This window comes from Marinitoga sp. 38H-ov (assembly GCF_011057715.1).
Lineage (GTDB): Bacteria > Thermotogota > Thermotogae > Petrotogales > Petrotogaceae > Marinitoga.
This window is the reverse complement of the sequence record NZ_LNGH01000007.1, coordinates 1-16,416: the sequence shown is the minus strand read 5'-3', so window position 1 is coordinate 16,416 and position 16,416 is coordinate 1. Positions and strand designations below refer to the sequence as shown.

The 16,416-nt window shown below is 24.7% G+C and carries 10 protein-coding genes and 1 CRISPR repeat array; of the genes, 1 reads left to right on the top strand and 9 read right to left on the bottom strand.

Going from position 1 to position 16,416, the window contains the following annotated elements; genetic code table 11:
• A partial coding sequence (locus AS160_RS02025; RefSeq protein ID WP_165144324.1) for a hypothetical protein occupies nt 1-305 on the top strand: 305 nt, incomplete at its 5' end.
• Between the two features lie 2,047 nt (nt 306-2,352).
• Here AS160_RS02025 and AS160_RS02020 read toward each other — a convergent pair.
• The 9 genes from AS160_RS02020 to AS160_RS11345 all read right to left on the bottom strand — a co-directional run bounded on the left by AS160_RS02020 (nt 2,353) and on the right by AS160_RS11345 (nt 15,846).
• Nucleotides 2,353-3,684 carry a vWA domain-containing protein gene (locus tag AS160_RS02020; protein ID WP_165144323.1) on the bottom strand — a complete coding sequence of 444 codons (1,332 nt, stop codon included), beginning with the start codon at nt 3,682-3,684 and terminating at the stop codon, nt 2,353-2,355.
• A 714-nt stretch (nt 3,685-4,398) separates the two neighbouring features.
• Nucleotides 4,399-7,724: a CRISPR direct-repeat array (repeat unit 30 nt; unit sequence GTTTCCATACCTCATAGGTAGGTTAAAAAC).
• Nucleotides 7,725-8,042: 318 nt separating this feature from the next.
• Nucleotides 8,043-8,906: a type III-B CRISPR module RAMP protein Cmr6 gene (gene cmr6 / locus AS160_RS02015; protein ID WP_346774413.1), complete on the bottom strand. Its 864-nt coding sequence runs from the start codon at nt 8,904-8,906 to the stop codon at nt 8,043-8,045.
• Nucleotides 8,899-9,246, bottom strand: coding sequence for a type III-B CRISPR module-associated protein Cmr5 (gene cmr5 / locus AS160_RS02010; protein ID WP_165144322.1), 348 nt, complete (start codon nt 9,244-9,246; stop codon nt 8,899-8,901). Before cmr5 ends, cmr6 begins: the two co-directional genes overlap by 8 nt.
• A gap of 9 nt (nt 9,247-9,255) precedes the next feature.
• A complete protein-coding gene (cmr4, locus tag AS160_RS02005; protein WP_165144321.1) occupies nt 9,256-10,083 on the bottom strand; it encodes a type III-B CRISPR module RAMP protein Cmr4 in 828 nt (275 codons plus the stop codon).
• Between the two features lie 13 nt (nt 10,084-10,096).
• Nucleotides 10,097-11,068, bottom strand: a complete 972-nt coding sequence (gene cmr3 / locus AS160_RS02000) for a type III-B CRISPR module-associated protein Cmr3 (RefSeq protein ID WP_165144320.1) — start codon at nt 11,066-11,068, stop codon at nt 10,097-10,099.
• Nucleotides 11,058-13,379, bottom strand: coding sequence for a type III-B CRISPR-associated protein Cas10/Cmr2 (cas10, locus tag AS160_RS01995; protein ID WP_165144319.1), 2,322 nt, complete (start codon nt 13,377-13,379; stop codon nt 11,058-11,060). The genes cmr3 and cas10 overlap by 11 nt, the downstream gene beginning before the upstream one ends.
• A complete protein-coding gene (cmr1, locus tag AS160_RS01990; RefSeq protein WP_165144318.1) occupies nt 13,376-14,506 on the bottom strand; it encodes a type III-B CRISPR module RAMP protein Cmr1 in 1,131 nt (376 codons plus the stop codon). Before cmr1 ends, cas10 begins: the two co-directional genes overlap by 4 nt.
• A gap of 62 nt (nt 14,507-14,568) precedes the next feature.
• Nucleotides 14,569-15,459 (bottom strand): hypothetical protein, encoded by an 891-nt coding sequence (locus tag AS160_RS01985; protein WP_165144317.1) that lies wholly within the window; start codon nt 15,457-15,459, stop codon nt 14,569-14,571.
• 12 nt (nt 15,460-15,471) lie between these two features.
• Nucleotides 15,472-15,846 (bottom strand): PIN domain-containing protein, encoded by a 375-nt coding sequence (locus tag AS160_RS11345; protein WP_277601264.1) that lies wholly within the window; start codon nt 15,844-15,846, stop codon nt 15,472-15,474.
• Nucleotides 15,847-16,416 lie beyond the last annotated feature (570 nt).

The window sequence follows — 16,416 nt, the reverse complement described above, 5'->3', positions numbered from 1 at the left end:
ATTCTAAATTATCTTCTTATGAAGAATTACGTTGGGATTTAAATGATTCTGGTAATATAATCACAAAGATTTGTAATAAATATCTAAGATATTACCTCAAACAGCTTCTTATTATCCTGTTCTTAAATATTAAAGATCAAGGTAAATCTCACAAAGCTGCTGTTGTATTGACTGCCAGAAAACAGTTAGAAGTATATACTATATGCTTAAATATCCCATATAATCATATTGAATTATCTCAATCTTCTAAAAAAATGGTATTTTTAAAGGATGATATTAATAATCAATTAAGCATTTACAATTAACTAAATAATTCTAATTTTTGCACCATGTGCATAATATTTGTTTTACTCTTTTTTCTATATATATTATTCTAAACTCTTGTTATCTTACATCTTTATTAATTTTTCTCTTGAATTAATACCGGAAACTTTTTTATCTATATTATTATAACATATTTAGAATTTTTATATATTATTTAACAAAAAATTGATTTTTTTATTTAAATATTCTTTTTATTAAAAATAAAATAAGATACCAAAAAATAAGGAAATAAAAATAGGCACTCCTTGATTCAATATCTAAATATTGAATGGAGGCAAAAAGCTAAGTCTCCAATTCAACACTAACACAAAAGTAATCAAAGTTTCTTTTGTAAAAATGAAATTATTAATATTATAGGTATATTTATCAAAGAACAAAATTATTCTTTTGATAGAAGAAAAAATACCCAGATAAATCTATTTTAAAAATATTAATATTATTAAAGATTTAATATTATTAAAGATGGCAAAATTATCATATAGATAATATGAAAAATTATTTCTTGATCATCCTGAATTCCCATCTTTAATAGGAATAAAGATATACCTTCATTTCAAACAAATTCATATAGGGATAATAAATTGAATTTTAGAAAAATTAATTAATGAAATATAAGAAAAAGTTAATATTATTGATAATTTTATATATATCATTATTAATATAAAATTAATAAAAAATTAGATAATTTAAGAAATAAAGAAGAAAATTTAATTTAGATATTGAAAAAACTAAATTATATTCAGAAAAGCATTTTTAATAAAAGCAATTTATTAATGAATTGGATAGTTCCAAAAATGATATTGTTTCTTTATCAAATAAAGTGGATTTATTAGATAAGAATTTAATAAAATTTCATTTTTTTAATAAAAAAAATATGATTTGGAATTATCGAAACTTAAAGAAAATTTATTAAATAAATTTATATTAGATGATTCTATAGAAGATTTATATAAAATATTGAAAAAAATTTAGAAGAAAAAATCGAAGAAACATTGAAAGATACATGCTATTTATATGAAGATTATAAAAATAACATAGAAGTTATATCAGAAGAATATCCGCAATTTAAATGACTAAATTACTTTTATAAAATTAATCTTTTAAGTATAGAATATATTTTAGATAATAAAATAAATTTTTAAGGAGTTGGAACAAAACATAATTTCTCATAAGGTAAGATATAATTTTTTATATAAATACCTAATAAAATTGGATTATCTTTTTATTTATTATCATATTTATTGTCTATATTGTAATATAATTTAGTAGACATTTTTAGAAATTTTTGATATAAAAAACAAACACCATTTTGAAACGTTTACTGCAAGATTTAACATTATTAATTTGAAAAATTGTTGTTAATATTTATATCCTTGGTGGAATTTATTTGCAGCGAGAATTAAGACTGATTTTGTAATTCTTTCTTTGATAAAGATGTATAAGATTTACAGTTTCTATATTGAACTGTTCAGATTTTTGTTGCTAAATTTTATTTATCATAATCATTTGGGAATGATGTTTTATTTTCTATATTGACTATTCAATAATTCTATCACATTTATTTGGTCATATTTTTCTTACTTCATTACCATAATTAAAATATAGTATATTATTTCCAAACTTTCTAATATTAATTTATAGTTTCTCCATTTATTTTTTTACATTACAGGTTTGAATGAGATATATCTTGTTCGGTACTTTATATAACTTTTTTAAATTATTTACAAATTACTTTTTTATCTTTGTACTACAGTATAAGAAAATATTGCTTTAATTGCTTACGGGAATCCTTTTATTTCATTTACTGAATTAATACATAATCTTCTAACATTTATTAGTCAATTCTTTAATCTTATATATAGGTCTTTCATTGTGTTTACACATATTGCTGTTAACTTTGCTAATTTTTTAATCTTACTTTTTTTCTTTCTTATTGACATTAACCCTCTTCCGGTTTTATTTTATCTTACCAAGAAGAGGGGATATCTATTCTTATTTTCACAAAATTTTATATGATCTTGGATAAAATTAAAATATATCGTTATATAATTCTTCTAAATTATCATCTTCAGTTATAAAACCTTCATCATTTATTTTTGTTGATGAATTTGATGCTGCTATTAATAAGTTATTTGGTATATTTTTTGTCTTTATATAATTTTCTTTTATTTTTCTATAATTTTCTGCTATTTCTTCTTCTCCTATTTCTTCTAATCTTTCTATTATTTCATCTATTGTTTTTATTACTCCCTTATCGTTATTTTTATTTATATATTCATTTAAATATTCATCTAATTTTTTTATTTTACATCTTTCTACTATTTCTTTTACACTTTGATATTCATAATTTGATTTTTCTATATCTCTTGTCATTTCTATTACTATATCTACTTTTTCTTCTTTTCTTTCTTTTGTTGCTGGTATTTGATATCTTAATTTTGCACTCATTACTCTAAATTTCCCTTCATATTCATTTTGTACTCCTGGTATCGCTATTTCAAATACATATTGATAATATCTATTCTTTTCTATGTCATCTAATTTTATTTTATATATCCTTTCTTTATCTAATTCTAATTTTCCATAATATGTTGTTTCTGGTACTGCCCTATAATATTCATTTGCTCTTACTTTTTCTGAAACTTTTATTTCTAATTCTATTTCATTTACTACTATTGATTTTGCCCTTTTTAATGTCTTTTCAAATATTTGTATTGATTCTCCTGCACTTTTTATCCAATCTGTAGTTCCTCTTCCTGGTTTTACTACTTTTTCTATATATGTATAATTAAAGTCATTTCCTATCCCTAATGCTGTTATACTTATATTTTCTTCTGCTATTAAATTACCTTCTTCTATCCCATCTTCTTCTCTGTCTTCTACTGGTAATCCATCTGTTAAAAATATTATTTTTTTTGTGTTTCCTGTATTTACTTTTAGTATTTCTCTTGCTTTTTTTAATGCTGCTGATATGTTCGTTGCTCCTGATTCTGTATATGCTTTTTCTACTGCTTTGTTATATTCTTCTTCGCTTATGTTTTTTGCATGATCTAATATTACTACTGGATATGAATGATATATTATTAAACTTACACTATCTTCTGGCGTTAGATATTGGTATAGATTTTTTGTCGATTTTACTGCTGTTTCTAATTTACTTATTCCTTCTTCTATATAACCACTCATCGAACCTGATACATCTAATACTATACAAAAGTCTGTTCCTTTTACTTCATATCCCTCTTTTCTTATTTCTTCTCCTGGTTTTACTTCTATTAATAGATTTACATAACTATCTTCTTTTGTTCCTGAGTATATATATGGTTTGTCAAAACTGTACTTTAGTTCTAATTCTTTCAATTTCTTTTCCTCCTTTTTCTTTTTTTATCTTCTAGTTATAATTAAAATATTTAGAATTAAAAAAGACCAGGTTTTTCCCTGGTTTTTTTCTCCATCAAACAAGTTTTCTATTACTTCTTTTATCTGTTTTTTTATTTGATTTTTCTGTTTCTTTTATTGTTCCATATTTCTTTATCTAATGTGTTTTCTATTTATCCTTCTACTGTATTACTTTTTTCAATTTTTTCTTTTTCATTACTTATTCTTGCTATATAACTTTTTGTTGTATCTGGAAATACTACTAAATGTACTACAAAAATAATTACTACTCATAACATCATGGATATTATTTTTTCACTTTTCTTTTTACTTTCTCCTATTTTTTTACCTACTTTATGTTTTTTCTTTTTTTTCATATTATCATTAGACTTTTAAAATATCCAATGAATATTAATTATTTTTTTATTTGAATATGCCTTTTTTATATAATTTTTCTTTTTATCTTCTTATTTATTTGATCTTTTTTATTTAACTCTTTTATGTTTTCTTTATTTTTATTTTATATATTTATTTATATCTTTTTTCTTTTGAATTATTATTAGTCATTTAAATTTTGCTTTTAAAAAAAAAAAAAAAAAGAAGGCTTCTTGCCTTCTTTTCTATATTTTATTATTTTATATTTACTTAATTTTTTACTAAATTGTTTGTTCTAGATTTTTTATTCCTCTTGTTTTCGCTGCAAGTTAAAAACTAAGATTTAAAAACTTTCAATAGTGTTATTTCATTTTGGATTGTTTCCATACCTCATAGGTAGGTTAAAAACAAAAAAATTGGGGTTGTCTGAAAAATATAATGTTGTATGTTTCCATACCTCATAGGTAGGTTAAAAACAAAAAAATTGGGGTTGTCTGAAAAATATAATGTTGTATGTTTCCATACCTCATAGGTAGGTTAAAAACATAAATTATGGCAACCAGTCACATTTAGGGCTGGGGCGTTTCCATACCTCATAGGTAGGTTAAAAACGAAGAAGAATGGATAGAAACATTCGTTAATTGGTTAAAGTTTCCATACCTCATAGGTAGGTTAAAAACCTCCGATAAAGGAGAACTAGATAATATCTCTGTATATTCTGTTTCCATACCTCATAGGTAGGTTAAAAACAAGTATAACAAAAGTTACAAAAGATTTGAAATAAGTTTCCATACCTCATAGGTAGGTTAAAAACACCCATCAAGGCTGGGAATGCAACGAAAGATTTTATGTTTCCATACCTCATAGGTAGGTTAAAAACGTTTTTTATCAGTTTCGTTATTTACAATTGTAGAAAATGTTTCCATACCTCATAGGTAGGTTAAAAACCAAAGTAGAAACAGTCTACTTTGGAAACGGAGAAATAGGTTTCCATACCTCATAGGTAGGTTAAAAACTACGCTTTGAATTTTTCGCCGAAGAGTGGGAAGAAGGTTTCCATACCTCATAGGTAAGTTAAAAACGCAAACACGTTTTACCCCCCTTTTTTTTGTTTTTTCGGTTTCCATACCTCATAGGTAGGTTAAAAACGGACATTACACACTTATTTTAAGGGCGGAAATCTGCCCTGTTTCCATACCTCATAGGTAGGTTAAAAACACGTAGAACCCCGCTTTGTAAACGGACATTACACACGTTTCCATACCTCATAGGTAGGTTAAAAACCGGAAACATAGAAATACTTGTATTAGAAAGGGGTCAAGTTTCCATACCTCATAGGTAGGTTAAAAACAAACGCTATCAGAGAAACAAAGAAAACTCTCTTGGCGAGTTTCCATACCTCATAGGTAGGTTAAAAACGGACTACAATTCTTCGAAGATGTGGCTAGAAGTAACAAGTTTCCATACCTCATAGGTAGGTTAAAAACACTTAGAAGATGCCTTAACAAACATAAAAGAGACAACAGTTTCCATACCTCATAGGTAGGTTAAAAACTAGGATCACCCCGAGATTGGAGGGGTGCTACCTGGCAAGTTTCCATACCTCATAGGTAGGTTAAAAACGGCAAGCAGCGCTACCGGGGAGGTTGAATTATGTGGAAGTTTCCATACCTCATAGGTAGGTTAAAAACAAAAGTAAGATTGAAGTTGTTTTTTTTGAGAATTTTAGGTTTCCATACCTCATAGGTAGGTTAAAAACCCAAATAGGGACTTCCAAAAGGAAGTCATCTTGAAAAGTTTCCATACCTCATAGGTAGGTTAAAAACAAATTCAAAGGCAAGGGAAATTATTTTTTATTATTCAGTTTCCATACCTCATAGGTAGGTTAAAAACAAAGCATAATAATATCTTCTTCTGGTTATGGTTGGGAGTGTTTCCATACCTCATAGGTAGGTTAAAAACCATTAAAAACCGACACGATTTACGTTGTCGGTGTTGATGGTTTCCATACCTCATAGGTAGGTTAAAAACAAAGTAGGAAATTATTGTATGTGGTGTCCATACGAAGGTTTCCATACCTCATAGGTAGGTTAAAAACCTTCAAAGTAAAGAAATCTTAAAAACAATTAAGAGGTTTCCATACCTCATAGGTAGGTTAAAAACGGATGTGAAGTCTATTTGGCGGAAACTTACAAAGTTTTGTTTCCATACCTCATAGGTAGGTTAAAAACGCAAGACGGGACGAAAGGCTAATAACCTTTCGCCCCGGTTTCCATACCTCATAGGTAGGTTAAAAACTTGATGAAGAATATTTATATATTCTCCGTCAATTGGGTTTCCATACCTCATAGGTAGGTTAAAAACCCGGCTACGAAGAACAATGGCAACATGCCACCTTTCCGGTTTCCATACCTCATAGGTAGGTTAAAAACGTTATAAAACTTTGGTTACATGGAAACAATATAGCAAGTTTCCATACCTCATAGGTAGGTTAAAAACTAAATAAAAATCATTTACACTTTATTTACATAATTTTGTTTCCATACCTCATAGGTAGGTTAAAAACTTATTAATCCTAAAGTGGGGGTGAAGGCATGAGTAATTTGTTTCCATACCTCATAGGTAGGTTAAAAACAAAAAATTCTTGTAGAACTAGCAAAAGAGTTGAAACGGTTTCCATACCTCATAGGTAGGTTAAAAACAAATTATATATAATGGAAACAATTTTGAAGGATATATGTTTCCATACCTCATAGGTAGGTTAAAAACTAGAATTTGAATTAGGGTCTGTAAGAAACATTATTGAGTTTCCATACCTCATAGGTAGGTTAAAAACTTATTATGTTCAAGGCACACAAAGACATTTTAGATGAGTTTCCATACCTCATAGGTAGGTTAAAAACACATACAGAATCCACAATAGGACTAACAAGTGTCTATGTTTCCATACCTCATAGGTAGGTTAAAAACATTATTGAAACTTTAGAGGAATTAGATGAATACATGGAGTTTCCATACCTCATAGGTAGGTTAAAAACTTAGCTATGAGGTAGCGTCTAGCTACCAATTAACCCGGGTTTCCATACCTCATAGGTAGGTTAAAAACAATTTTTGAAGGACTATTGAATGAAAAAGGATTAATTAGTTTCCATACCTCATAGGTAGGTTAAAAACCAAAATAGCATCTTCTTATCAATTGGTAAGGTCGGCGATGTTTCCATACCTCATAGGTAGGTTAAAAACGAATTAGTAGAAAACTTATGTAAAAAGTTAGGTATAGTTTCCATACCTCATAGGTAGGTTAAAAACTTGTTTTTCAACCACCTAACGTCTGGTGGTATATAAATGTTTCCATACCTCATAGGTAGGTTAAAAACATATACGAAAATACCAATAATGATTCTCAAATCATTAGTTTCCATACCTCATAGGTAGGTTAAAAACATGTATGAAAATAAAATAGAAATTAAAACCAGAAAGGGGTTTCCATACCTCATAGGTAGGTTAAAAACTATTAATGGGAACAGGAATATACTTAATATTAAAAAGGTTTCCATACCTCATAGGTAGGTTAAAAACTTTATCTATTTCGATGGAATGTGCTTTTATATGTCCGCGTTTCCATACCTCATAGGTAGGTTAAAAACTCGTAGAAATACTGATTATTATTATAACACCTTTTCTTTTCATTTCCTTTATCGTGCAGTTTACTTAATGTAAAATTGCTCAACAATTATATTTTTAGAGCTTTATTTGCTTTCCGGATCCCCCCTATTTTTCCTTATTTTTTATGAATTAACTTAATCGTTACATGGTTACAAAATTGTTATTCACTAATAATAATGTTTTTAGACGATTTTTATTTTCCCGGATCTCACGCTATAATTCGTATATCAAACTTTATTTTATTTAACATAGTTAATTTTTAGTTTAAAAAAGGATAAATTTTTATAAAAAAGGCAGCTTTAAAGCTGCCTACTTATATTAAATCTTCCATAACCCATTGATGTTTTTGCACCTAATCCGTAAAATTCTAAAAATTCTTTTATGTTACTTTCTATTTCTTTAAATATCTCATCATTATTTTTTTCTATTATTATATCTAATCTAAATTTCCCTTTAAAAACACTCAAATAATTTATTGGGACAGGATTATATATATCATTTGGAGCTTTGTTTTTACTATAATAATTTTGAAAATGTGGTGCTTGAAACTCTTTACCTAATTCTATATTATCTATTGGAATTGTATCTAAAAATATAGCATCCCCTTTATTATCTTCTTTACCAAATATAGAGTCTATAAATGTTGAATTTTTTAATTCTAAAAATTTTCTAAAAGCTCCCTTTAATGTTGTTCCAGGTATTATAGGCAATCCTAAATTTCTACTCCAATAAAAACCAACTTCATCTATAGAAGGTATTCCTGCACCTATTAAAAATGGAGTTTTGGTATAAATTTCATAGCTTAATATTCTATACCTGTTTTTTAATGATTTTATCATATTAATTCTTAATCTTTTGGCTAATTCTATTTTTTCTTTTAATTCTCTTGTTGCTATATTTATTAGAATATCTTTATACCTTTCTTTTATTTGTCTTTCTAAAACATCATCAATTTTTCTGCTTGCTAAATCTCTTTTTAATTTATTTCTATTATTTTTTATATTTTCATTTCTTGTATCGCCATTTAAAACTCTATTTATTTCATCTGATATGGTATTATCTTTTTCCATTAATCTTTTTTCACTAAATACAAATTTATCATAATACAAACTAGAATTTTTAATTTGATTTGGTTGATGTATAAATTGTTTCAAATCAATCACCACCTATAAATATATCTACATACCTTCTATACCAATTTGCAAATTCTAAAACCCTATCTTGTATTAATGATAAATTATCTGTTTTTTCAAGAAATTCTAATAAATCATCACCTTTAATAAGGTCTTTTTTAGTTAAAAATTCTTCTATATCATTAAATATTTGTAAATGATGTTCTTTTCCTTTTGCTTTTAAAAAAACTAATGTTCCATATAATCCATTTTGAATTATCATTGATCCTAAACCTTTTATAAATGATCTATATTCTTTTTTATAACTTTTATTAGCATTTTTTAAAACCAAATCTTTAGCTATTAATTTAGTACTATTTTCTCTCTTCATCATTCCACCTCACATTAATTTAATAAAAGCAAATCCTTTACCAACTGATGCTTTTCCACCTACATTTATATATTGATTATCTAATTTATCTGATACTATTTTTATTAAATTTTCATCTTTTTTTAATGGTTTAATTATAAAAAACATTACAGAATCTTGTGGTAAATATTCTTCATACCATAATGCACCTTCTTTTACAACACCAGTATTTCTATCGATTCTTATTCTTGGTAATACTTCAGTAGCATTCTTTACAAAAAAAGCAAAATCTTCATCTTTTAACAATATAGTGTTTTCAATTAATATATTTTTTAAGTAATCATCTGGAGCAAAATCTTTTATTTCTCCTAATAATTTTTTTAACTTTTCTGATTTTTCTGGTTCAATAACAAATTCTTCAAGACTAACATTAGAATTATCAAAAGTTGAATATTCTTTATTTAAATCTAATGATTGTAATAAATCAGATATTTTTTCTGAAACATCTTTATTTCCGATAACTTCAAAAGCTGTTTTTAATCTTGACAAAGCTAATGGACATGTAATCCAAACCATTCCTCTATTAATACTTCTTAATGGGAAAAACAATATTTTTGCTTCTGAAAAAGTTACATTTCCCGGATTTGTTTCTTCCTTACTATCAGCACGAGAACCAAAAATTGAAATATCATCATTTCCAAAATCAATTTCATTTCTTATTGCACCTTTTATACCAGAAATTATTGGAAATCCTGTATGAACTTCTCTTTGAATTGGTTGATCAACTACTCCTACATCCATTCCCTTACCAGCATGAATTTGTGTTACTGCATATAAAAAACCTATTTTCCCACTCAATTTACTTACCCCCTTATAATTTTATTTCAATATATTTTCCAAAATTATATTCACTAAATTTATCAGTAAAATTACTACTATACTCATTTTTAAATTCGTTATCAATATAATATACACTACCACAAGGAACTACTTTAAATAATTCACCAGGTTTATTATTTTTCAAATCCCAAAACCCTAAACTTTCTGGCTTATAATTTGCTACTGCTATAATATTTTCATTAAATACTGGTAATATCCCATTATTAAAATATGCAGGAGTTAATAACAATAATCCTTTTTCTTTATCAGAAATACTATCAAAAATACTTGTTTCTATTTCTTTTATTTCAACTTTAGCAAGTCTCCCTTTAGTACCTAAAGTAACAAAATCAATATCTTCTAATATTTTTAATTCATCTTTTTCAACAAATAAAACAAATCCTGAATTTTCTTTAAACCTAAAATACGTATATGAATACAACATATTTTCTTTTGATTTTCTATTTTCTAAAGCTATTCCTACTTTTTCTTCTTTTTCGTATATTTGTGAGTTATCTTCAATAATTTTAATATTTCCTTTTTTCAATTCTTCTAATTCTTTTAAAGATATATATTTTTTTTCAGGTTCTTTCAAATTTCTCATTGAATCATATCTAATTCCATACAATTCCTTTCCATTAATTGGAAATGTAAATGATTTATCAATTTTCCCTTTATAATATTCTTTAGTTTCATCATTTTGTTTTATTATAGAAGGCATCCTAAAATATATATTTTCATCTACATCTGATAAAAATGGACCTATAAGTTTTAATTTTTTTGATTTTATTATTTCTTCTATATCTTGAGTTTTTAAATTATTTTTTCTAAAATAAGATCCTAATATTGCTCCATAAAATGTTTTGATATTTGGAAATATTGTTTCTTCGGAATGTGAAAAGTTTTTTGCTCTTCTAAATCCTACATAATCAATTGGTTTTATAAATAATGTTTTAATCTTCATATTTATTCTCCCTTCTTGAATATTCTATATTTTCAAGAGTAATCATAAAATCAATAAACTTATCCTTATTAAATCTCATATTATCAGCTAATATTATTTTAATTTCATCTTTTAATTTTAATTGCATCCTTTTTTCTATAAATGGAATTACATTATCTCTAAAATCTTTTATTGACATTATCTCATTACCCATTTCATCTAAACAGAAATTTTGATATTCATTTTTTAATCTTGTTATTAAATTTTTAATTGATTTTTTATTTTCATACTTTGTTATAAATTCTTGTGATTTTGCTAATACATCATAATAATCTATATCCCAAAAACTTCTTGATTGATTTACTTGACCACTTCTTCTAATAGTTGCTATTGCAAAACTGTTTTTCTTTATATTACCTTCTTCATTTGACTTTGCAAATTTTTCCATTTCTCTTGCTTTGTTAAGAGCTAATTTTAGATTAAAGTTATGTTTTGATATTGTTATACCAACACTCATTGTTGCATTTTTACCCATCATATTAAATACAGGAATATTATTTAAATAACACCAACCATTTTTAAATTCATAATTATCTATTTTTTCATTCCCTATTCCAGAATAAACTTTTCTTAATTTATTTGCTGCATTAAATACTTTGTTTGAAGGGAATAACGCTAATACATCATCTCCACCAGCATAAATTAAAAGTCCATTAAATTCTTCTACAATTTTTGGTACAAAATTAGAAAAATGATTTAATGTTCTACTTATCATTCTTTGATATGCTGGAGTCACAAATTTGATTTCTTCTAAAATTTTTATATAATCTTCATTATCTTTTTTCATTTCAGATACTATTTTTGAATGCAATCTATCTTTTATTGAAGGAGCCAAATTACCTGAAATCCATTTACCCATATTATCTCCATCCATTAATAAAACTGCTAATTTATATTTATCTGCTATTTTTTCTGTTGATCTAATATCTTTTAATTTTTCATATGCTTCTGTATAATTTATTTCTTTTAAATATTCTACAAAAAACCTTTTTATAGCTGATAATGCAGATAATTTTTCAATTTTAGATTCATTTTCATATATTGTTTCAATTTCTATCAATGCTTTATTACTTCCACTAATATCATCACCATGTTCTTTACTATTTTCATATAATTGATTAAAATCTCTTGTTGCTTTTCTTAAAGTACTTTTTATACCTAATAATTCACTATACATCCCATAAAAAGATATATCTTTTATAGTGTATGTATTTTCTAATTTCTTTAATTCTTCATATAGATTTTTTATTTTTTCATCTTTTGTATAATTATAATGATCTTTTATACTTTCTTCTAAATTAGCTATTTTTTGTTCAACTATCATAATAGTTGGGAATTGAGATACTTGTTCATCCCATTTATCAAAATTACTTAATACTTTAATTTTTATTTTTTCATTGGCATTATTTTTTATATATTTTTTTATATATTCGCTAATTTTATTCATTTCATTTTTTATTGCATTATTAACTTCTTCTTTCAATTCATTTATATCTTTTGTAGGAACTATAGCAGTAAAAACATTTGGTAATGAAGCCACTGAAGGATCAGCTGTAGTGCTTAAAAAAAGGCCAAGTTTTTCTAATTCTTTTTTTACAAAATAATTTCCTCTCATATATGGGAAAATAATATTATCATATCCATACTTTTCTCCTATTACCTTAATACCTTGAAAAACCAAATAGGATAAAATATAACTTCCAACTTTAAGATCTATTGTACTTCTTCCTGCTGCTATAAATTCTTGAACTGGACCTATTGAAACTAAAATCAAAGAAAGATTATTTGAAACACTCATAGCTGAAGCGCTATCTAAATGATCAATTATTGAATGGCTTGGCACTCTAGTATCTGCAGGTAACATATATGATATATTTAATAAATCAGGTAATTCCCACCATAGTTTATAATATGATTTTCTATGATCATTATCAATATATTCTATTTTTTCTGTAATTTTCTCTGAATCAATTTTCCTTATTATTTTTTTAAATTCCTCATTAAAGTAATCTTCTAATTTTTCTCCAGTTAATGGATGAATATATTCAGGATGTTGATTAATATCTATAGAAAATCTTCTTGAAAAATGTTCTCTTTCTTTTGGAAATAATATTCTATCTGCAGAACTAGACAAATAATCATAATTCTTATCTTTTATATATGTATTTAACTTAAATAATCTTTTGTCTGCAATTTTTTCATGATTAGTAATATCTAAAGCTTTTTCAATTGGATCATGTAACAATGCTTGAATTTTTTTTTCCCAAATCACATTTTCTCCTCCTTAACATTATTTTTTAATTCTTCAATTAATTCATTGTAATTTTCATTACCCATTACAGAAATTGTATTCCCTCTTTTCTTATTGAATTTTAATCTTGGATTTTTACTAGCTGTTAATTTGCTTTTTAATATTAAAAATCTTATTGAATATTTATTGTTATTTTTATATACTGATATAAATAAAGGTGAAGCTTTTCTTTCTCCATTTTCTGGAGTTAGAGAATAATTACTACCTAATAAATTTTTATGTTGTCCATTAAAAGTTTTATAATTTATTGGTAATCCAAAAATTGATTGATGAAAAATTATATTATTATTATATCCTTTTTCTACATCATATATAGCTGTTTTAAATGAATCATTCCCTTTTTTTCTTAATCTATATTTTGTTTTAATATAAACTCCTTTTTGATTAAAATCTTGAGGAGTTTTAAACAAATAATTATATACATCTTTAAATGTTTCATATTTTGTATTTTTTGAAAAACTGCTATAATAACCTTTTACCAATACCGGATAATCAGATACATCATCAAATTTTGTAGGAGTTAAATCAAATTCACCATTTGAAAATATTTTTTTATTTTCTTCATCTAAAATTTTTAATATATCTATTAATTTATAATTATTTTTATTTATCTCAAAGCTACCAAAACCCTTTCTAGATTTAGCTCCAAATCCTCCTATCAAAGATACTAAAATCAATAAATTTTCTAATAATCCTTTTATTTTTTCATTTTTTACAACAAAAACCAATTTGATTCTTGAATTTTCTTTAAGAAACTCCCTTTTATCAACTCCATATATTCCATATCTATTATCTTGTGAAAAATATTTATTATATCTAGATTTTTCACCATTAATTCCTTCTACAATTACGTCAAAAGGTGATTTTTTTTCTGTTGATCCAAAAATAAATTCTTCTGCTTTTTTTAACCCAATATAATCTTCTTTTGTATTTTTATAATAGTGTATATTTAATACTCTAGGTATAACTGCTCTAAACCAAAATCTTAACACCCCTCTTATACTTTGTGAAGTTAATTCAAAATCTTTTCCATCTCTACTTGCAAACATTGGAGAAATAGTTGTTAATTCATACTCTAATATATTCACATTTTTACCCCCTATTGTTAAAAATTTTTATTATAACATTTACATTATATCATAAATTAAAACTATTTTGCAAATTCTCTACATCTATCTTTAATATCTTCAAAATTTTTTAATCTATTTTCTGGATTTGGATTAATTAATTCTAAAATTAAATTTATTACCTTGTTTTCTTCAAAACTATGTAAATAATAATTTGCATCATATATTAAATCTCCTTTAATTTCTTCATTTTTATATTTTCCTTTTGTAACTATATCAAATAACAATATACCTATTTGATAGGATACAATAGTTTTTGCATTTATTTTTTTCTTACCTTTAGACTTTATATATTCAACTAATTCTGGTGGTGTATATCTTTCATTTATTATACTTCCATATAATTCTTCATTAGTTATTACCTTATCATCTATAAACCCATTATTATGCCTACTTATATATCTCAAACCTTTTATTTTAACAATATCATCTTTTTGCACAATAATATGTTCAGGAAAAATACCAAGATGTATTAAATTTTTATTATATAAATCTCTTTGAAAATCAATTATTTCCGGTATTACACCTCTCATTATTCTTTTTAACGCAATTTCTTCTTGATCTTTTTTAGTATTTTTTTCATATTTTAAAAAATAATTTGTTTTTATTGCATCATCCATAATAATTCCATCAAAATAATCCATATATACAATATTATTTTCATAATCAATTATTTCTGGTAATTGATTAGATAAAGCTAAATTATTTACTTTAATAATTCTTTCTAAAATTTTTTGTCTTTTTAAATCTTTTTCTTCATCATCTGTAGGTTTTATCTTATACCCTAAAACTATATTATCTTTAAAATCATCATTTGTATAGAATTTTATTTTAAATGTTTGACTAAAATTTTTTATTTTGGATCTAATAATATTTTCTTTTTCTGAAAAATTTTTATATTTTTTCCATTGCAATATACCATCTCCTTATATTTCATTAATATCTTTAACTTCTATTCCTAAAACTCTAGCTTTTAATCTTAAATTTTTATCTGACGTTATGAATATACAACCTTTTTCCTCTAATGCTACAGATAATATAATATTATCTCCTTTATTAACACTTTTACTTAACTCATGAGGTAAGTTATTTATATTTGCTAATTTAACCTCTATCAAACTATTTTTTGTATATTTATCTAACTTTTTATGAATTTGATTTATATTAAATTGTAAATCTTTTTTTCTTTTTAAATTGTCTAATTCTTCAATAACCTCATATGGTATAATTATTTTATTTTTATTTTCTATTAATCTGTCTATAACATCAACATCATCTATTAGTACATTTGTATCTAAAATTACTTTTTTGTTTTCAACATCTATAACCTTATCATTAATACTTTCTTTGTTTGTTAAAAGTACTTTAATACCTAATTTACCATGAATTATAATTCTATCTTCGTGATTTAATTCATATCTCTTATTTTTTTCTAATATTTTTTTATTTAATATTATTTTATTACTAGATATATCTTCTATATAATATTTCCCTTCTATCCTTAATATTTTTAATATTTTTCTAGAAAAAATTTTTTCAAAATCAAATTCAGAAATATCTATATCAGCATCAATACTTCTTCCGATAATAATTTCATCATATTTTATTTCTTTTGTTAATACTATTTTATTTTTTACATAAAAATTTAATTTTATTTTATTTTCTTCATTTTCTTCATTATTGTATAGTGTAAACTAAAAGTACCCCATGAATAAAATTGAAAAATGGTCCACTGAGGAAGAAAAAATGATATACTCTTCTCAAATAAAGAGAGAGGAGTTAGAAAGGATGATCAGTATGGACCAAAAAAGAAGAGTAATATACATGTATTTTAGAGAAGGGAAATCTCAAAGAGAAATAAGCAGAATAAT

Excerpts from the sequence above, each read along its gene's own strand:
- cmr5 (WP_165144322.1), bottom strand. The coding sequence starts at position 9,246 with ATGAAGAGAGAAAATAGTACTAAATTAATAGCTAAAGATTTGGTTTTA.
- cmr3 (WP_165144320.1), bottom strand. The coding sequence starts at position 11,068 with ATGAAGATTAAAACATTATTTATAAAACCAATTGATTATGTAGGATTT.